At 63.8% G+C, this 19,037-nt stretch carries 15 protein-coding genes; 7 read left to right on the top strand and 8 right to left on the bottom strand.

Features of this window, described 5'->3' with window-relative positions; genetic code table 11:
* The first annotated feature begins 105 nt into the window (after positions 1-105).
* Complete coding sequence (locus tag HMPREF1478_RS10640) at positions 106-1,110, top strand: hypothetical protein (RefSeq protein WP_016461416.1); 1,005 nt, start codon at positions 106-108, stop codon at positions 1,108-1,110.
* A 572-nt stretch (positions 1,111-1,682) separates the two neighbouring features.
* Here HMPREF1478_RS10640 and HMPREF1478_RS07175 read toward each other — a convergent pair.
* A complete protein-coding gene (locus tag HMPREF1478_RS07175; protein ID WP_016461415.1) occupies positions 1,683-2,450 on the bottom strand; it encodes a GntR family transcriptional regulator in 768 nt (255 codons plus the stop codon).
* 352 nt (positions 2,451-2,802) lie between these two features.
* Between HMPREF1478_RS07175 and HMPREF1478_RS10435 the strand changes: the two genes are divergently transcribed.
* The 3 genes from HMPREF1478_RS10435 (at position 2,803) to HMPREF1478_RS07160 (ending at position 7,016) form a co-directional block, all read left to right on the top strand.
* On the top strand, positions 2,803-3,042 hold the full coding sequence (locus HMPREF1478_RS10435) for a 5-deoxy-glucuronate isomerase (protein ID WP_502685337.1): 240 nt from the start codon (positions 2,803-2,805) through the stop codon (positions 3,040-3,042).
* Between the two features lie 267 nt (positions 3,043-3,309).
* Entirely contained in the window at positions 3,310-4,926 is a 1,617-nt protein-coding gene (locus HMPREF1478_RS07165) for an MFS transporter (protein ID WP_016461414.1), read from the top strand.
* A 1,244-nt stretch (positions 4,927-6,170) separates the two neighbouring features.
* A complete protein-coding gene (locus HMPREF1478_RS07160) occupies positions 6,171-7,016 on the top strand; it encodes a LicD family protein (RefSeq protein ID WP_016461413.1) in 846 nt (281 codons plus the stop codon).
* 30 nt (positions 7,017-7,046) lie between these two features.
* Here HMPREF1478_RS07160 and HMPREF1478_RS10115 read toward each other — a convergent pair whose 3' ends face one another.
* The 7 genes from HMPREF1478_RS10115 to HMPREF1478_RS07125 all read right to left on the bottom strand — a co-directional run bounded on the left by HMPREF1478_RS10115 (position 7,047) and on the right by HMPREF1478_RS07125 (position 15,878).
* The gene (locus HMPREF1478_RS10115; RefSeq protein WP_016461412.1) at positions 7,047-8,084 is read right to left on the bottom strand and encodes a glycosyltransferase family 2 protein; all 1,038 of its coding nucleotides are present in this window, start codon (positions 8,082-8,084) and stop codon (positions 7,047-7,049) included.
* A gap of 29 nt (positions 8,085-8,113) precedes the next feature.
* Positions 8,114-9,244, bottom strand: coding sequence for a glycosyltransferase family 4 protein (locus HMPREF1478_RS07150; protein WP_016461411.1), 1,131 nt, complete (start codon positions 9,242-9,244; stop codon positions 8,114-8,116).
* On the bottom strand, positions 9,245-10,177 hold the full coding sequence (locus tag HMPREF1478_RS07145) for a LicD family protein (RefSeq protein WP_016461410.1): 933 nt from the start codon (positions 10,175-10,177) through the stop codon (positions 9,245-9,247). It abuts the gene before it with no gap.
* 55 nt (positions 10,178-10,232) lie between these two features.
* Positions 10,233-11,207: a DMT family transporter gene (locus HMPREF1478_RS07140; protein WP_016461409.1), complete on the bottom strand. Its 975-nt coding sequence runs from the start codon at positions 11,205-11,207 to the stop codon at positions 10,233-10,235.
* Complete coding sequence (locus tag HMPREF1478_RS07135; protein ID WP_016461408.1) at positions 11,204-13,039, bottom strand: phosphotransferase; 1,836 nt, start codon at positions 13,037-13,039, stop codon at positions 11,204-11,206. Before HMPREF1478_RS07135 ends, HMPREF1478_RS07140 begins: the two co-directional genes overlap by 4 nt.
* Positions 13,040-13,132: 93 nt before the next feature.
* Positions 13,133-14,686 carry a DUF2142 domain-containing protein gene (locus tag HMPREF1478_RS07130; RefSeq protein ID WP_016461407.1) on the bottom strand — a complete coding sequence of 518 codons (1,554 nt, stop codon included), beginning with the start codon at positions 14,684-14,686 and terminating at the stop codon, positions 13,133-13,135.
* Positions 14,687-14,714: 28 nt separating this feature from the next.
* Positions 14,715-15,878, bottom strand: coding sequence for a glycosyltransferase family 4 protein (locus tag HMPREF1478_RS07125; RefSeq protein ID WP_034475360.1), 1,164 nt, complete (start codon positions 15,876-15,878; stop codon positions 14,715-14,717).
* Between the two features lie 99 nt (positions 15,879-15,977).
* Here HMPREF1478_RS07125 and HMPREF1478_RS07120 point away from each other — a divergent pair, with 99 nt between their 5' ends.
* The 3 genes from HMPREF1478_RS07120 (at position 15,978) to HMPREF1478_RS07110 (ending at position 19,035) form a co-directional block, all read left to right on the top strand.
* Positions 15,978-17,093: a glycosyltransferase family 4 protein gene (locus HMPREF1478_RS07120; RefSeq protein ID WP_016461405.1), complete on the top strand. Its 1,116-nt coding sequence runs from the start codon at positions 15,978-15,980 to the stop codon at positions 17,091-17,093.
* Positions 17,090-18,082: a glycosyltransferase family 2 protein gene (locus HMPREF1478_RS07115; RefSeq protein WP_016461404.1), complete on the top strand. Its 993-nt coding sequence runs from the start codon at positions 17,090-17,092 to the stop codon at positions 18,080-18,082. The genes HMPREF1478_RS07120 and HMPREF1478_RS07115 overlap by 4 nt, the downstream gene beginning before the upstream one ends.
* A gap of 101 nt (positions 18,083-18,183) precedes the next feature.
* Positions 18,184-19,035, top strand: a complete 852-nt coding sequence (locus HMPREF1478_RS07110) for an NAD-dependent epimerase/dehydratase family protein (RefSeq protein WP_016461403.1) — start codon at positions 18,184-18,186, stop codon at positions 19,033-19,035.
* Positions 19,036-19,037 lie beyond the last annotated feature (2 nt).

Here is a 19,037-nt window from a genome sequence, read left to right as displayed (position 1 = left end):
CGAAATGTACACAAAACGCTACACGCAAGAGGATAATCGAGCTGAAGGTATATTCATCAGATTAGATTCGGTCAAATCTTCTGATTGTGTCGAATGGAGTCATGCATGCTTGGTCTTATACTATCTATCCTCCTAGGAATCTTCGGTGGTGTCCTGCTCAAGATATTCTACTCAATGGTGGAAAAAGAAGAACCTGAATCATATTTGTATAACGTCTCCAAGCTGCAGCGTGCCAAAGGGAAAGTGGCGTTGCAGTATGTTGGTTTTAGAGTGTTGCCTGTCTTTGTGGTAACTTCTGGTGTTGTTGTTACTGCAGAACGGGTGGGGGTTTGTAGACAGTCTGCCTATATTGCATGTGTGTCTACATTTTCCGTCTTGTCCTCAGTTCGCTCAATTTTCGATAGGGTCCGAAGTGATCTGAAAGGTGCTCCCTTTCACTATGTGCTGCAAGTAATTGATATAGTTGTTTCCTTCATTGTGGGAGCGTTGTGTGTGTTGCTGTATAAAATTCTGATGCCGTTTGTTCCAGAGCCTCAGGAATTTGTTTCTGCTGCATGGACAGCGTTGTTTGTTGCGCTCATTTATCGAGGGACGCGCAAAGCTAGTCGAGCTCCTGATAATTTGGGTATTACGGAACGCCTAAAATTGGTTAGAGAAGATGTTGGTGTGGATCTATGGGAGCAGCTACGAACCATCGCTGATGAGAAACAGGTTCCGTGGTGCCTTCTTGCTGCAATTGTCATGGTTGAGGTTGGGGAAAGGCCGAGATGGATGCGGCGATGTGAACGTGTTGTGTCGGGTCTGTTGCTGCATAAAGTGACGATGAGCTTTGGGGTAACGCAGGAGCAATCTAAACGAGCGTTGAGTGATTGTGAAGCGTTGATTATGACATGTGAGTGGATTAAAGCTAATTTTTCGCCTGACACGATCGCTGTTCTTTCGCATCGGCGACAGGGTGGATGTATGGGGCCGGGGGATAGTAGTCCTCAGGCAGGACTGAATTCATGCCTTGCTGAGGTGGAGCGAGTTGCTGAAACGAGAAATCCTGATGGGAATTACGGGCGTTATGTTAAGCAGGTTGCTCGGGAGTTATATAGCATGCGAGTCTAAAACTAGAGTTCGTTCGCGATGTCCTTGACATTTTTCTGCGCTCTTTGTCGCAGTGTGGGGGCGGTGTGGGGCTGTGTAGCTCCTTGGTATGGGCGGCGAATGCTGCAGGCCACGCGCGGATACGTCTGTATGGACAGGCTGCTGTTGCGGCTGTTCTTGACCGCGAAGGTGGGTTCGAGGAGATCGGTAGCCTCGAGTAACAGTTCGTTTACGACCTGTCGTTCGATCTCAGACTCGGTGGGCTCGGTCGTTGCCTCGGCGAGCTCCGCGATTCAAGACAGGTACGCGTCAGGGTGCCGGTTGATATAGGTGCAGACAACGGTAGCGTTGCGGGTTGTGCCGACGCCTCCGAAGGCGATCGACTGTACGAGCTCGGCCGGATCCGACGAATCGTTCCACCGGGTGGCTGGCGGGCTATCCCCGGAGCCCAGAAGGGGCTCTGGGGGTGTGCTCGATGGCTATGGTGAGAAGCGTTCCTTTGTGATTGCTTCCGACCCTCATGGCAAATTGTAAGTCTGCGGAGAAGACTTCCTGCTGTCGACAATTCGTTGGGACAAAGTGTCAATGCCTTGTCATTGGGCGAAAAGGCTGGCTTCGAAGGAGTAGCGCGATGCGCGGTAGATGTGATCGCCGTATTCCACGATGCGTCCCGAGGGGTCGTATGTCGTGCGCTGCGTTGTCAGCAGGGCCGCGCCGCGACGCTCCGACAGGAGAGTCGCTTCCTTCACCGTCGCACTACGCGCACCGATCACTTGGCGTGCAGAAGCCAGGATGACCCCGTGCTCGCGCATGAGGTCGTACAGGGAACCGGATTCGAGCTCCTGCATAGTTGGGGCAATGTCGGCGGGGATGAGGTTCGTGAGAACTGCGATCGGCTCATCGTCGGCAAAACGCGTGCGCTCGATGTGAACAATGAGGGCGCCCTCGGCGACTGTGAGGATGTCAGCTTCCTGCGCTGAGGCCGGACGTGCCTCGTAACGCTGAATGGTCGTGTGTACCTTGTGGCCTGCGTTGACCAGGTCGCGCATGAGCGAGGTGAGCTCCATGGGACGGTGGACGTGGCGCGGCGAGACGATCGTGCCGACGCCGCGACGGCGCGTCAGAAGGCCGCGGTCGACGAGGCGCTGGAGTGCCTGTCGTGCCGTGGGGCGAGAGACGTGCAGCCGCGCCGCCATCGATAGCTCGTCCTCCAGGCGTGTGTCCGCAGGCAGTGCTCCGGAGTTAATGAGCTGTGCGATGGGCTCCGAGATCTGAAAGTACAGGGGCACGGGAGAAGAACGGTCCAGCGTAATGTCCGGAACGTAGGGAGCATTCTCCGAGCTGCGCGGTGTTTTGGACATGTCAAACCTTCATGTGCGGCGCGACTGCGTGTTAATTCAATATGGTTACATGGTATCAGTGTTGATGTTGGTGAGGGGGATGACGTTCTGTCGCATATTGTGCGGACAAAGCGTGACGATTGTTTGTCGAGTGTGCCCTTGGATCATCAGGTTCACGGGCTACCCGGATGGAGGGGAAGGCCCCACTCATGTTCTTTGGCCGCCACTATGTCGGCATTCTGACAATGGACGTTCAGGTATCGATATCTTTCCAGTCCAAAACAGCGCATATTGTGAAGACGTCGCCTACTAGGCTAAGAGCCAGGTCCGCGTCGGCCCGTGCTGCGAGGTCCACGACGGCGATGTTGCCCCCGTGCCCCACGGCTACCACGGGACCTGCGTCGCAGCCCCCGGCTACGACACGTACGACCTGAACGTCATGGCAGGCCCGAACGAGTGCCTCGTGCAGTTCGCCCCCGACGATCCGGCGCACCACTGGATCCGCGCGACCTGGGTACACCAGGAAGAGGTCCCGCCTCCCCATGGACAAGTGAGAAAGCCACGAAAGGCTCACCCGCCAGCAACGAAGCCTACAAGGGAGCCGTGCGCCTGACGGCGTTGAACGCCTGAAGGTGCAGCCTCCTGAGTGGAGGAGTAGGGATGCCGTTCCTGCTCTCCATGCCATACAGTCATTGGCGTGGGCGTGAGCGCGTCGGCGACGAGGTGCTCGCGGGGGCCTCGGCCTTGATATCCTCAGGGGGCGATCGCGGCCTGCGTTATATCTGCCGGGAAGCGGTTCGCGCACGGGCGCGGCATTATGCTATGGATGCTGTCTCGTTCATCCGGATCGCTCCGACGAGGAAGTGCAGAGGAGAACCATATGCCACACACTCCAACGATTGACGACTACACACCCGACAGGGTGCGCGAGCTCGTCGAGAAGACCCCTGCTTCCGGTGCGAAGCGCTCCCTGGGCGCAATTGCCGCCATCGCGACGCTGGGCTCTCTCCTCTTCGGCTATGACACCGGCGTCGTCGCTGGCGCCCTGCCATACATGTACATGCCCGGAGGTGCCGGTGGTCTGAACATGACCACCTTCGAAGAAGGCTGGGTCGGCGGCCTGCTGTGCATCGGTGCTGCGGCCGGTGCGTTCTTCGGCGGACGCCTCTCCGACCGCTTTGGTCGCCGCCATAACATCACGTTGCTCGCCATCATCTTCCTGTTCGGCGCCATCGGCTGCGCGATTGCCCCGAACATCTGGGTCCTCTACCTGGCGCGTATCATCCTTGGATTCGCGGTTGGTGGTGCTTCCGCGACGGTTCCCGTCTTCCTCAGCGAAACTGCTCCCAAGCGGCTGCGCGGTTTCCTTGTCGCGACGGATCAGATGATGATCGTCTTCGGCCAGTTCCTGGCCTTCTCTATGAACGCTGTCATCGCTCACATGCAGGGTGGTCCCTCCGTCACCCTGACCGGTGATGCCGTGGATGCCTCCGGGCACGTGCTCGGCCACGCTGGCACGTCCGTTGCGTGGGAGACCGTCCAGGCCGCCGTTAATATTGCGGATGTCGCCGGCACGGGAAATGGTCTGACCTGGCGCTACATGCTCATCCTGTGCTCGCTGCCCGCCATCGCCCTGTGGATCGGTATCCGCACTGTGCCCGAGTCCTCGCGCTGGCACGCCGCCAATCTGCGCATTGTCGAGGCCATCGGCTCCCTCAAGCGTGTACGCGACGAAAAGAAGGATGACGTCGCTGGCGAGATCAACGAGATGCTCGATGTCCAGCGTGCAGAGTCTGCTCAGGAAAACTGGTCGCTGTCCCAGATCCTCACCGTGAAGTGGGCTCGCAAGCTCCTCTACATCGGTATCGTCCTGGGCATCGCCGACCAGCTGACCGGCATCAACACGGCCATGTACTACACGCCAAAGATCCTCAACGCCGCCGGCGTTCCCATGGAAGACGCCATCACCCTGAACGTCGTTTCCGGTGGTATTTCCGCGATTGGTTCCGCCGTGGGCCTGTGGCTCGTCGCCCGATTCGCTCGCCGTCACGTGGGCATGTATCAGGAACTCGGCATCACGATTTCTCTGGCTGCGCTGTCTGCCGTGTTTGCAGTCTTTATCAGCCCCTACCTGGATGGCGAGGGAAATATCTCCGGCGCCCCGACCTTCGCGCCCTGGCTCGTTCTTGGCATCGTCTGCATCTTCGTGTTCATCAAGCAGTCCGGAACGGTGTCCTGGGTGCTCGTCTCCGAGATATACCCTGCCGCCGTCCGTGGCACTGCCCTCGGTATCGCGGTGGGTACGCTGTGGCTTGCCAACGCGCTCGTTGCCGTTGTTTTCCCGCCGCTCATGGCGACCGTCGGTGGCGCTGGCACGTACGCGATCTTCGCGGCCATTAACTTCCTCTCGTTCCTTTTCTACTGGAAGGTTGTCCCCGAGACGAAGTTCCACTCGCTGGAGGAACTGGAGCTGAAGTTCCAGAAGGACTACTCCTGAGAACGAATAATTCACGTTCGTGTGCCCGGTGGGGAGGCTGCTCCACCGGGCACACCCGTCTGTTGAACGGAAAGGAGAGTCGATGACGATACCGCAACATCGGAGTGCACGTCGCCCGACTCGCTGCCAGTTGGTTGTATTGAGGAGGGTGTGAGCGTTGGGGCTCCGTGCGCCCGCGAGCGACGGCGCTGGTGGGGGCGGCGTGGATCGGTGATGAACGTGCGACATATGGATAGGTTGTGACGTTACGGATAGGTTATGCGCATGCGGATAGCATATTAACCTATCCGCGTGGGAATAACCTATCCGCGTAGCGATAACCTATCCGCATATGCGCGTCATGGGCGCTGTCGCGCGAGGAGCACGTGGATGATCATCGCAGATCCTGGGTGTGGCCCATGAGCGACCAGGATGCCGGGATAAAACTCTCCCTGCTGGGGGCCATGGATGTCATATCCGGGATAAAACTCTCCCTGCATGCGTAAAACAGGCCAAAATGAGCGTTTTACGACGAGCAGGGAGAATTTTGTCCCGTTGCTTGGGCTGATGTGTTGAGCAGGGAGAGTTTTGTCCCGCTGAGAACCTGTGGTGCGAGCTTGCGGCGGTGCCGGTGGGCGGCGGCCCGACTGGTGGGTGGTGTGTGGTCTGCGGGGATTGTGGCTGCGGTGCCGGTGGTCATGGTCGCCCGACTGGAGGGTGGCGCGAGGCCTGCTGGGGAATGTGGCTGCGGTGCCGGTGGGCGGCGGCAGGGCCAGGGCGGGCCTCGAGATCGATCATTCCGAGCCGTAAGGCTCGCGTGTGGCGATCTCGCGGGCGGGCCGCCGCCCACCGGCGCATAGAGCAGCCACAGAAAGCAAGACGTGTGCTTGCGCCGCACGGAAGTCTGGCGGGGTGCGCCGCACGGAGGTCTGGCGGGGTGGGTCGCGCGGAGGTCTGGCGGTGGTGTGCCGAGCGAAGCTCGTTGTGTGAAGGCAGCGGTCGGAGGTCTGTCGCCCACCGGCGCATAGAGCAGCCACAGAAAGCAAGACGTGTGCTCGCATCGTGCGGAGGTCTGGCGGGGTGGGTCGCGTGGACGGCGAGCGGGCGGGCAGGCCTCGCGCCGCACGGAGATCTGGCGGGGTGCGCGATCGTGCTCCCGTGACCGGCAATTGCGCGGGCACGTACGCGTGTGTCCTCTCGCCCGCAGCTTGTACTACTCTAGAGGGCAGTTCGTAAGCCATCGGATGAACGATGAAAGAGGCTCCATGACCCAGCTTGAGGCGCGCCAGGTGAAGGCGGTTGAACTGGACATTCTCACAGAACTGGACCGCGTGTGCCGCGAGCACCAGCTCTCCTATGCGCTCGCGTACGGCACTCTCATTGGGGCGATGCGCCACAGTGGGTTCATCCCCTGGGATGACGACATTGATGTCTACATGCCCCGCGATGACTACGAGAAGCTCTACGAGCTGTGGCAGCAGGGGGCTCTCGGGGAGCACTACAGCCTCGTCAGTTATCGTGATCGCACCTCGATTAACTCTTACTGCAAGCTCGTTGATACCCGAACCCGGGCGGTTGAGTCTTTCCTGGACGAATCTGCCGGAAACCTCGGGCTGTGGGTGGATATTTTCCCACTTGAGCGCGTCGACATTACTGACCCTGCCGTGCATCGTGCCGCACGCAGGGGGCACCGACTTGTGTGGTGGAAGTACATCGCGGCGTCTAACCCGCGCTACGCAACCTCCACGGCACGCCGCATCATCAAGTACATGCTCTATCCGGTGACCCGCTTCGCTGACCTGTACGCCATCTCTCGTCGACAGGATGAGCTTGCCCGCGCGTGCCACCGTTCGTCGGTTGAGAATCCGGACAACGAGCGCTACGTTCTGCTCCTCGATGACATTATGAGCCGTAATATCATCCGGCCTGAGGAGCTTTTCCCGACGCGTACTGCCAGCTTCGAGGGACGCGAGTTTGCGATTCCTGCGCAGGCCGAGAAGCTGCTCGAGGACTACTACGGCAACTGGCGTGAGGTCCCGCCCGAGGATCAGCGCCCGCCCGCCCACATGCGGTCTGTCGAGTGGGTGGCGGACACTCCCTTCGGTGAATGACGCGAGGAAGCGAGCCCGCTGAGCGGGCCGCTACTTGGTCGTGGAGTGGGCGACCAGCTCGGGATGCATGCGTCGGAATTGAACACCGAGCAGCTGTGCGCAGGCGCGCACTCCCAGCAGACGGCACGCCCACTGGGCGATACGAGCTTCGCGGGTGCGCGACTGCGAGACGAGGGGAAGGAAGAACTGGCTGATGAACGCCTTGCGGCGGCGCGCCTGCTGCCCGTGCTTCTTCTCGTCGAGGAGCCCCAGGGCCGAGGCCTGACCCACCCACACCATCATCGGACGTGCCAGGAATGCCATGAGTGCGCCGCGGCGTCCCTCGGATAGCGAACGAGCGGCGGACAGATTCGAGCGCAGTACGTGCTCCAGGTCGTCGACCGTCGAGACGGCCAGTGAATGCGAGGTCTGCGCGTAGGGGTGACCCATCCTGTACACGTAGAAACGCTGGTCGAGCCAGGCCACGGAATCGATGTGCGCGATAATCTGAGCGCTCACATCCGTGTCTTCGTTGCGCATGCCTGACGGGAATACGATGCCGTGTTCGGTCAAGAAGTCGCGGCGGATCACCTTCGTCCACACGGCGCTCGTCGTCAGCTCGTTGTCGATGATTGTTCGGATTGCCTCGTCCGTGCTCAGCGAATCAATCGTGGAGGCGATCGACGTGGGTTCGGCTTCCGTGATCTCGGTGCCCTCCGGGTTGGCGCGCGCACTCATGTGCCACAGCAGATCAACGGGGCGCCTTGTGAGGGCCTCGTGAACGAGCGTGAGCGCCTCGGGGATGCGCCACCAGTCGTCATTGTCCATGAACGTGATGTACTCGCCTTGCGCAGCCTTCAGGGCTGTGTTGCGTGCTGCGCTCGTTCCTGCGTTTTCCTGATGAATGACGCGGAAACGCGGGTCGCGCTGGGCGTAGGAATCGCACAGGGCGGGTGAGCCATCCGTCGACCCGTCGTCAACGAGAATCACTTCCCAGTCCGCAAAATCCTGCGTCTCGATGGACTCCAGGGCGCCCGGTAGGAACTCCTGTGCGTTGTAGACGGGGATGATGACGCTAATAAATGGCATGACTGCTCCTCGGGAAACAGGGGTGGACGTCAGAGATGAGCGGGGGAGTGTGGCGCGTGGCCATCCAACAGTGACTCGGCGATGCTCGCATACTCGCGGGCTCGTACCGGCCACGTCCACGCGTCGATGAGGCTGGGATCCCCCAGGGCGGGCGGATTGTTCAAGAAGTCACGCAGGGCTGACACAAGAGATTCAAGCGTGCGTTCGGCGGTGATGACCACGGGGTTACCCTGGTCTGCGAGGACCTGCGCGCCGGGCACCGTGAATGTGACGACGCGCCCTCGTTCTGCCAGTGCCTCCAGCAGGGTCGTCTGGAACCCCTCCGACAGGACCGTTGGATTGACGAGGGTTGCTCCCGCCAAGCGGCCACGGACCTCGTCTGCGCTCACGCGACCGGGTGCAGACACGACACCATCGAGCCCCTTGGCAGCGATCATCTCGCGAGCGGCATCGAGATCAGCGCCAGCGCCCAACAGCTCGCCCGTCACCTCCTGCCCCTGCGCGCGCAGCTGTGCCACGGCCTCGATGAACGTGTCCCATCCCTTTCCGGGCACCATCCGGCCCACGAATACGAGGTGACGGTGGCGGTCCTCGATCGGTTCCGCGTGCGGCTGCGGGGGAGTAATCGCGTTATAAAACACGTCCGCATGAACGCCGCCCAGCCGCGACGCGAAGGCTGCGGCCTGCTCAGACACGCCCAGCACGCGATCCGCATGACGCAGCACGTAACGGCCCATCGTCACATCGACCGCGCGCGATGCGGGAGCGATGATCGGAGAGGAGGATGCGACAAAACCGGAACCGTGCTCCGTGTGAATGACCGGAATGCCCGCTTTGTGTGCGGCACGCACCCCAACGAAACTCATGGGGAAAAAACGAGTGTGCACGCTGACGACATCGATGTGGTGCTCGCGGAGGAAGCGTGCGATCGCGCGGGTCGCGCCCAGGGCCGGGAAGCTGATGATGTCCGCGACCGGGAAGTGACGTCGGTCGGTGCGAATATCGACGCCCTCTTCCTGTCGATGCCCCGGCTTATCAGAGATAGTCAACACGTACACGTCATGCCCCAGCTGTGCCAGGGACACCGACAGGTGGTAGATGTGCGACTCTAAGCCACCCAGACGCGGCGGGTAGCTGTTGACGATGAAAGCGATACGCATTTACTGCTCCTGACCGGTCGTAGGCTCCGGGCGAGGATTCTCCTCATCGCGGGAAGCCAGAAGATCCGGCACCCCGCCCTGATCGGGGTCGAAACGACCAAACTCTAGCGTTTCCGGTAGGTGCGTGCGCCGATCCGCCGGATCTGGGACGCGCATATAGTCGCCGTAACCGCGAGTGAGCAGGGCGTCGACATCGTGGGGGATTGAGGCCTCAATTGCCTCAAAGGGGACGCGGCGCGTGGGGAGGAACTCATCGCGGTGCACGGTCCAATTCCACGGGTCACGCATCGTGAAATCGGCATAGGTGCCCGTTGCTTCGCCTTCGGCGCTGCGTGCCGCCTTCTCCCACCGCGCATAGAGTCCGCGTGGCGACATCTGCGCGGTGCGTAGTGCGAGGTTGACACTCCGTGTCACCGCGTGAATGAGTGAGCGCTTCCATGCCACCATGCCGGGCAATCCGGGGGTCGGAATGCCCGAGAGGAACAGCAGGCGGCCCCACCACCAGGTTTTGCGGCACATGGAGCGGAAACGCTTGGCGTCCGCGGGCACCGTATCGAGCGGAAAAATGTCGAGGAAGATCGGCGGCGTGTAGTCCGGGTTCACCTCGCCCTGCGAGCGGAAAACCGTTCCTGTCAAGCCCAGCTTGGAAAACAGCAGGTGGTATCTGGGAACGCTCGTCTGGTTGTCTATGCGGAAACCTTCAGACAGATGTGCGGGAGCCTCACGCAGGAATCGTTCGTAGTCCGGGCGGAGCATGAAGACGTCAATGTCGTCATCCCACGGGATAAAACCGCCGTGGCGCACTGCTCCGATGGCACTACCGCCGTACAGGGCGTAGTCCACGCCGATCTGGCCGCACACCCGGTCGAACTCTGACAGGATGTAGGTCAGCAGCATGTGGACCTTGCGCAGGTCGCTGGGGGGCGTCGTCATAAGTCCTCCGAATGCGGAAAGCGGGTGGGTGCACGTGCACCCACCCGCCATTGTCTCACGCCTTGTCGTCCGTGATGGTACTCGCGCGCCTGGGAAGCAGGTCACCCCACGAGGGGGTGGCCGCCAGGACCGTGCCGACCAGGATCACGACGCAGCACACGACCTGTGTAGCCGTGGGTACCGTGCCCTGCAGAACCAGGGCGAAGATGATTGCCCACGCCGAGTAGGAGATGTTCAGGGCCATGCCGCGCGAGGCACCGATCGCCGACAGGGCCTTGTAGTAGAACAGGTACGAGGCCGTTCCCGCCAGGCCGGCCAGAGCCACCACGCCCGCGGACAGGTGAGCCAGCGAGTGCAGCGTGAAGCCGAAGACCCCCGCGATCGGGGCGACAACGAAGAGGTAGACCAGCGCCGAGGTCGTCTCGCGGATCTGGAGCGCCACCTCGTTATCCACGGCCTCGTCGCGCATACCCCACGTGAGGATCACGGCCTCGGACCCCCAGCCGATCACGCACGCCAGCGCGCCGGCGACACCCAGGATGGCGTTGCCGCCCTCAACGGGGTCGGAGGTCGCCGACAAGCCCGTCACCACGATGGCACCGAGCGCGACCAGCAGAGCAATGATCTGGCGAGGGGCCATCCGCTCCTTCAGGAGGGCGAACGCCAGCAGCGTTCCCAGAGCCGGGTAGAACGTCGAGATGATCGCGGTCAGGCCAGGGCCGATGTTGTCAATAGCAATCAGGTAACCGCTCATGCCGATCGGGCCACCCAGCAGAGCCGCCGCAATCACCGACTTGCCCGGGCGCGTGCGCAGCGCCGCCCAGGTGTCCTTCAGTCGGCCTCGAACCGCCATGTACACGAGCAGGATCACGGCGCACGCAACGTCGTGCAGGACCGCGCCGGCGAGCGCCGACTGGCCGAAGTCGGCAAATGGGATCATGGCCAGCGCGATCGCCAGCACGACCGTGTCGAGGCCCCACAGGACGCCCGAGAAGATGCCGTAACGCTTGCCTCCGTGCTGAGTTTTCATGCCAGTTCACCTTCCTTGACAGCCTGTGCGCCCGAGGCCGAGGCGGCCTCATACGAAGCGAGCAGGGAATCGAGCGTGCGCGTCGCGTGCGAGTAGTAGATGTAGAGCCATTCGCCCACGTCGTCCCCCTCAGCCTCCTTGACCAGCGCCCACAGGTACCAGCACCAGCCGGCGAACACCTCGTAGGCGAAGAAGTGGCGCGCCTCGGCCTCGCTGGGCGCGTGGCCCAGGTAGTACTCCAGGGCGGCGGCCGCGCGCTCGCGGGTCATCTCAGCCGTGCACACGACCATGGTGCCGAAGTCGGCGGCCACATCCGACATGCCCGCGTACTCCCAGTCGATGAGGCTGATCTTTCCGTCCTTGTCCACCAGGAAGTTCGGCGGGAAGAAGTCGTTGTGCGAGGGGACTTTGTCGAAGCCGTCGGCGTCCGCGAAGGCCTTCAGACGCAGGACCTTGTCGCGCAGTTCGAAGTATCCGGGCACGTCGATTGGGCCGAAGGCCTTGAGGAGCCCCTCATAGCGCAGGCCCTCGGTGACGAAGTCGAAGGAGCGGTCCAGCACGCGACCGGAGGTGTGCAGCGCGCGGTCCATCTCCATCGCGGCCTTGAGCTCCTCGTCGCGGGTGACGTCCAGGTTGCGCACGTCGCGCACGAAGCGCGAGATCTTCCAGCCGGCCGCAGGGTCGCCCGTGAGGAAGGTGTCGTCGATGCCGAGCTCGGCGGCCAGGCGCAGGCCGGCGAACTCCGCGCTGCGGTCCACGATCTTTTCCGTGCCGATGCCCGGATGGCGGTAGACGTACTCGTTGTCGCCCACGGCGAAGTGGCACGACAGGTTCGTGATGCCCTGCTTGAGCGGGTAGAAGTCGCGGATGTCCGACTTCTGGCAGCCCAGGGTGGCCACGATGTGATCGAAGACCTCGGAGTCGACGTTCTCCATGAACAGGGGGTCGAAGCTGCGCAGCTCGTCGACCGAGTCGAACTCGTGGATGACGCCGTCCGGGTAGCGGCGAATCACCATGTCGAAGGACTTGATGTGGTCCAGGTAGATGGACTCCCACAGCTTCGACACCGTCTCGGGCTTGTCGTAGACGCGCTCGAGAATCTCGCGGAATGTCGCGGAGAAGACACGGTCGAAGTAGACGTGGCCGAGCATGACCCACGCGTCGGCGCCGCCCACGGTCGCGCCCGTGATGCGGTCGGCCGGACCCGTCTTGATGCACCACTCGTCGGTGGGGCCCTCGACGTAGTTCGCCGAGTAGTAGGACTTGTAGACGTAGGGCTCGAAGGGGTTCGTGGTGAAGTAGTCGTCCGAGGAGCACACGTAGGTGTTGTCGAGGCGGTCCTTCACGAGCCAGAGGGAGCCGTTGTTGTTGCGGGTGGCGTATTCGCGGTTGACGACGATGTCGACACCGTACTTGTCGGCCAGGTAGAAGAAGTATTCCTTCTTGTAGCCAACGACGAGCGTGATGTTCGTGATGCCGGCTTCGTGGAGCTGGCGGATCTGACGCTCGACGAGGATCTCGCCGCGCACCTTGAGCGTGCCCTTGGGGCGCTCGTAGCTGATGGGGGCGAAGCGGGAGGACAGACCTGCGGCCATGATGACGGCGCCCGTGACGCGGTAGGGCTCGAGTGCTTCGCGACCGGCATCGGTGATTGTGCGGTCGTCGATGTAGCCGGCGGCCTCGCATTCGCGGGTGGCTGTGTTGACGCGCCCGAGGCTCATGCCGGTGGCCTCCGACAGTGCCCGCTGGGTGAGGGGGGTATCTGTCTTGGCCAGTGTGGTCAGGATGTTGAATTGGGGCTCGCTGAGCGTGCCGACGTTGGTTGTGGGCATGCCGCCACCTTTCGTTCACAAGGTTGTTTGAGTGCTACATGTTCGAGCATAGCACTCGTGATTAGATTTGTGAACAGTTTGGGTGTGAAGTGTCTATCGACGAGGCTTGGGCGCCTTTCCGGGGGAGCGTTGCCATAGGACAACGGCTAGGCCAATCGCGATTGCGCCAGCGAGAGCGCCAAGGATCCACACGGCCATTGGGCCGATCGGAGCCGTTGGCCACCACCACTCGTTCCTCTCGCTGAGGTTCCGCATCGACAGGTCGATGGGCATTGCGTGAGCCGTGCGCCCGAACGCGTAGCGCTCGATGACGAGGTAGAGAGCCCGGGCGTTGGTGAGTGCCCACAGCGCCGCCACGAGGCCCGTGCCTACGCGCCCGACGATGCTCGTGGGGACGCGGAAGGCGGCGCTTCCCACGCGCTGCCCCGCCTCGTCCGCACGGGCGGGGGAGGGAGCCAGAAGCATGAGTAGGAATACCGCGAAGAGCGGCAGCATGTAGCGCGGCTGGTAGGTGAGGACGTTGTTGAAGTGTCCGCGCAGGCCGATCACCACGGGAACGCCAGTGATTGCACCGGCCACCGTGATCGCTGACAGGGCCTTGCGCCAGGACAGTGAGCGCAGCGACCAGCACAGGACGGCGACGACCACGACGGAGGCGCCGTAGGAGACGGTGCCCTGGTAGGACACGTCGTTCCACCCCGGCCCCAGCAAATGGCCGACGAAGCCACGCAGGTAGTTGGGCAGCGCATCCAGGTTCTGCATGAGAATCTCGTGCCGACCGGCGGTCACGACACCCTTCTGCGCCGTCGCCAGGTTTGCTGAAACGTTCGTCGAGGACATCACTCGCACGCCGATGACCGATGCCACGCAGGCCACTACGGCCTCGGGAATGATGCGCTTACTCAGCGGCACCGCGAAGGCCAGGGCGACCGTGACGACGAAGAGGAAGAAGGCGCTGTCACCGCGCGACGTGCACGCCAAGACCGCGCCGGCTAGGGCGCAGGCGATCAGGCCCACCCGGCGTCGCCCCACCGAACGGGTGGCGGCCAGTAGCCCAGCGGCAAACGCAAACGTGCCCGTCATCGCCCACGACGACGGGTTCATGCCGGTGACGAAGTAGAAGCCCATCGGCAGCCACGCCACCGTCACGGCGACGCTGATCGCGCGCTTCAGGCCCGAATCAGCCAGGGCGATGATCGCGCCGATCAGGCCGATCGCCAGCAGCGTGTTCACCGTGCGCAGCGCGAGGACCGCGTGGCTCGTCGAGTGCTGAACGAAGAGGTGGGCGAACTGGTAGTAGCCCCACGGGTAGTTCCCGTCGTCCCAGCGCAGTGTTGGCGCCAGCTCCTCGTCCGAGGCGTTGAGGGTGCACTGCGCGGAATTATTGTGATCGAAGGCGTAGCAGGTGACGTACTCCTTGGCCAGCGACTGCGGTACCATGACGGCCTTCTCGCCGTCTTCGGTGGAAATCTGGCAGCCGGTCTTGTCCACCGGGGGAGGGCACCACATGGAGCCAACGTGGAAGTCCTCGTCCGGGGAAGACCCGACCGGGGATGCCACGACCCAGGCCAGCGAGGCCACAATCGCCGCGGCGACAAGGATGAGCGCGGCGACAAACGTGCGGCGCTGCGACGCTGACGTGGGCATGCGGCGGCATCCTTCGGGCGCGGTCGACTCAGGAACGGGCGGCGGCGCCGAAAGCCTCGATGTGAACCGAAGCGGCGCGGGCCCACGTGAACTCGTCGGCGCGCGGAATCGCCGCCGCCCCCAGCGCCTCGCGACGCGCAGGGTCGTCCAGCAGCTCCGTGAGGGCCGCGGCGATCGAGTCGGGGTCGATGTCGCAGTAGGCGACGGCGTCGCCTCCGACCTCGGGCAGGGAGGTCAGGCGAGTCGTCAGCGTTGCGGCGCCGCAGCTCATCGCCTCCAGGACCGGCAGGCCGAAGCCCTCCGCGATCGACGGGTAGGCCAGGATGACGCAGCCCGAGAGGAAACCGGGCAGGTCCTCCAGGGGCAGGTAGCCGGGGCGCAGAACCGTCAAGTGCTCGGGGACCGAGGCCAAGGCCGGGTCGATGTCCTCGTCCCAACCCTTGCCGCCAGCCAGGACGAGGGCGGGCGGATTCGGACGGTCGGAGACGGCCTTGACCCAGCCGCGCACCAGGTTCGGGACGTTCTTGCGCGGTTCCAGCGTGCCCAGGAAGCCGATGTAGTCGCGGCCCTCCAGGCCCAGCGAGGCCTTGACGCGCTCGCGCTCAGCGTCGGAGACCGGGTGGAAGATCGAACGATCCACGCCGTGGTAGGCGACGTAGAACTGCGAGGGATCCCCACCCGCGTACTTGATCGTCTCGTCGCGCGTCGCCAGCGAAGGCACCACGAGGGCGTCCGCGCGGCGAATCGCGCGGCGAATCGCGGCCGTGAAGAAACGCTGCTTGAGAGGCGAGTGTGCCTGCGGGTGTGAGAAGAAGGTCGCGTCGTGCAGCGTGATGACGACGGGGACGCCCGGGAACTGAGGGCAGGTGTAGTGGGGGGAGTGCAGGACGTCGGGGCGCACCTTGCGGATCAGCTTGGGCAGGCCCGTCTGCTCCCACGCCATGCGCGCCGGACGCGACTCGAAACGCGGAGAAATCGGGATGATGCGCGCCAAGGGCAGGCGGGTCGCGAAGTGCTCCGCGTCGCGCTCCTGGACGGCCATCGTCAGGTCCACGCCCTGTTCGACCAGCTCAGGAACCAGGTCGTCCACGTAGCGGCCGACGCCGCCCAGGTCTGCGGGGATCGCGGTCCCGTCGAGCAGGACGCGGATCGGCTGCGAGTGAGAAACGAAGTGGGCCACGATCATCCCCATTGGGTCGGGAGCAACAACTGGTCCCTTTATCGTATTCCATTTTGCGCTCACTCATCCTTTTGTTCCCGCCCCCGCGCGCCCGTGAACTACCCTGGGCGTATGAGCGTCAACGTTGGAATGGTCGTCGAACAAATGTGGCAGCCGGTGCCCGGGGGTTCCGGCCGGTACATCGTCGAAGTAGCCTCCCGCCTGGCAGGCCAGGGCGTGCGTGCTATCGGTGTCGCCGCGCGCCACGGCGCGAGTGAGCCAACCCCGCAGCAGGTGGGGCTGACCATTCCCGTCCTCAACTCCTCGCTGCCTCGGCGCGCGCTCTACGCCGCCTGGGACCGCCTGAGTATGCCCAGCGTGGACCGGATGCTCGGCGTCGGATCGGGCGGGGGAGCCCACGTCGTGCACGCGACGACCTGGGCGATCCCGCCGACCTCGCTTCCTCTGGCCGTCACCGTCCATGACGTCGCCTTCCTGCGCGACCCCGACCACTTCACGGCCCACGGTTCGGCCTATTTTCACCGCGCCCTCGAGATCACGAAGAAGCGCGCCGACGCGATCATCGTCCCCTCGCAGGCCACCGCCGACGACTGTGTTCAGGCCGGCCTGGACGCCTCGCGCATCACCGTCATCCCGCACGGCCTGAGCCACACACCCGTCACGAAGGCGCAGGTGGAGGACTTCCGCTCCCACCACGGCCTGGTGCGCCCCTACATCCTGTGGGTCGGCACGCGCGAGCCGCGCAAGAATCTGCCCACCCTCCTGGCGGCCTACGAGCAGCTGGGCGGCACCGACCTCGACCTTGTCCTCGTTGGACCCGCCGGGTGGGGATCCGACCCCACGGACGCGCCCCTGCCTCCCGAGCGGGTCCACGTCCTCGGGCGGCTCGACGACGCCGACCTGGCCTGCGCGTACGCGGGCGCCCGCGTCTTCACGTTCCCTTCGATCTGGGAGGGCTTCGGCCTGCCCGTCCTCGAGGCCATGGCGCACGGCACCCCCGTCGTGACCAGCGCGGACACGTGCATGGCGGAGATTACGCGAGACGACGCGGGAATCCTTGTGCCGGCCACCGACGCCTCGGCCCTCGCCGAGGCCCTCGAAGCGGCCTCGGGGAGCGAGCACGACCGGCTCGCCGCCGCCGGTATCGAGCGCGCCCGCGACTACACGTGGGAGGCCTCCGCCGCCGAGCACGCCGCCGTCTACGCAGACCTGGCGGGTGGGCGATGAGGGCACGCAGCGCGAGGGTTATCCTCGTCAACTGGAAGAACGCGCCGCTCACCCTGCGTGCCGCCCACTCGATTGCCCCGCAGATGGGGGAGGGGGACCACCTCGTCATCGTCGACAACGGATCCGACGACGACTCCCTGACCGTCCTGCGTGAGGGCCTGGGCGAGCTGCGCGGCGGCGCCAATCCCGCACGTGTGTCCCTCGTGAACGCAGGGACGAACGACGGCTTCGGTGCCGGCGTCATGGCCGGAGCGGCCGGCCTGAGCGAGTCGGCCGTCGTCCTGCTCAACAACGACGCAACCGTACGCGACGGATTCCTCGACGCGCTCCTGGCTCCCCTGGGCGAGGCCGTGGGTGCCACGACCGCGCTCATTCTCCTGACGGGTACCTGGCGCCCCTCCACCCCTTCCGACAAGGAATTCCTCGTCGCCCGCGACGGCAGTCGCTGGACGCGCGTTGGCGAGGCAGAGGGCGGCGGGCAGGTCCTCATTAACTCCACCGGCAATGAGGTCGACAATGCGGGCAACGGGTACGACCGCTCCTGGCTGGCCCCCGCCGATTCCCCGCTGCCTGCGCCCGAGGTCTTTGGCCTATGTGGCGGCGCGTGCGCGATCGACGCCGACGCGTGGCGCACTGTCGGGGGCGTGCGCACCGACCTGTTCATGTACTACGAGGACACGGATCTGTCCTACAAGCTGCGCGAGGCCGGATACGAGGTGCGCTTCGTCGCCGGAGCCATCGTCGACCACGAGCACGCCGCCTCCTCGGGGACGTCCTCGCCCATGTTCCTGAGGGTCAACGCCCGCAATCGCATCATCGTTGCCGCCCAGCACGCCCCCTGGGGTGTCGTCGCGCGCGCGATTGCGCGTTCCATCGCACGCGCCGTGCGCTCGGGCGGTCGCGGTCCCGTCGCCCGCGGAGTCCTCCAAGGACTCCTCGCCCTGCCCCGTGCACTGCGCCACCGCACCGCCGCGCGCCCCCGACGATAGGAGAGTCGGCCTCGTGAACGAGGCCTGGGCTGGCGGGTGCGTCACGGCACACAACGCGGGGCGGAGCTGCGCAGCGCCACGGCCTTGATAGACTGACTCACATGGTGAAGACTGTCCTCGTTACCGGAGCCGGCGGCTACATCGGCCGCCACATTGTTCACGCCCTGCTGGAGCGCGGCCTCGACGTCAGCGTCGTCGACTTCCGCCTCGACGGTGTCGACGAGCGCGCGCGACGCATCGATACCCAGATTTTCAGCGGAGACGCTGACATCTACGACCAGCTCGGACGCCCGGACGTGGTCCTGCACCTCGCGTGGCGCGACGGCTTCGTGCACAACTCGCCGGCCCACATTGAGGACCTGCCCGCCCATTACCACTTCATTGAGAACCTCCTGAAGGGTGGCTGCACCCACGTCGCCGTCATGGGTTCCATGCACGAGGTCGGCTACTGGGAGGGTGCCATCGACGAGAACTCCCCGTGCAACCCCGCATCGCTGTACGGCATCTCCAAGAACGCGCTGCGACAGATCACGACGCTGCTGACCGCCCAGCACGGCGCGACCATGCAGTGGCTGCGCGGCTACTACATCGTCGGCGATGACGCGCACGGCTCCTCGATCTTCTCCAAGCTCCTCGCCGCCGCCCAGGAAGGCAAGAAGACCTTCCCCTTCACCACGGGCAAGAACCTCTACGACTTCCTCTCCATCCAGGAACTGGCCTACCAGATCGCCGCCGCCGTCTCCCAGGACGAGATCGACGGCATCATCAACATTTGCAGCGGCGAGCCCATGAGCCTCGCCGACCGCGTCGAGGCCTACATCCGCGAAAACGACCTGGACATCACGCTCGAGTATGGGGCGTTCCCGGATCGTCCCTACGACTCGCCCGGTGTGTGGGGCGACGCCACGAAGATCCGCCAGATCCTGGCCGCCGTCGACGCTGCGGAGGAGTGAGA

This window comes from Actinomyces sp. HPA0247, from assembly GCA_000411415.1.
In the GTDB taxonomy this organism is placed as follows: Bacteria; Actinomycetota; Actinomycetes; order Actinomycetales; family Actinomycetaceae; genus Pauljensenia.
The sequence above is the reverse complement of the archived record's forward strand: the minus strand, read 5'-3'. Positions and strand labels throughout refer to the sequence as shown.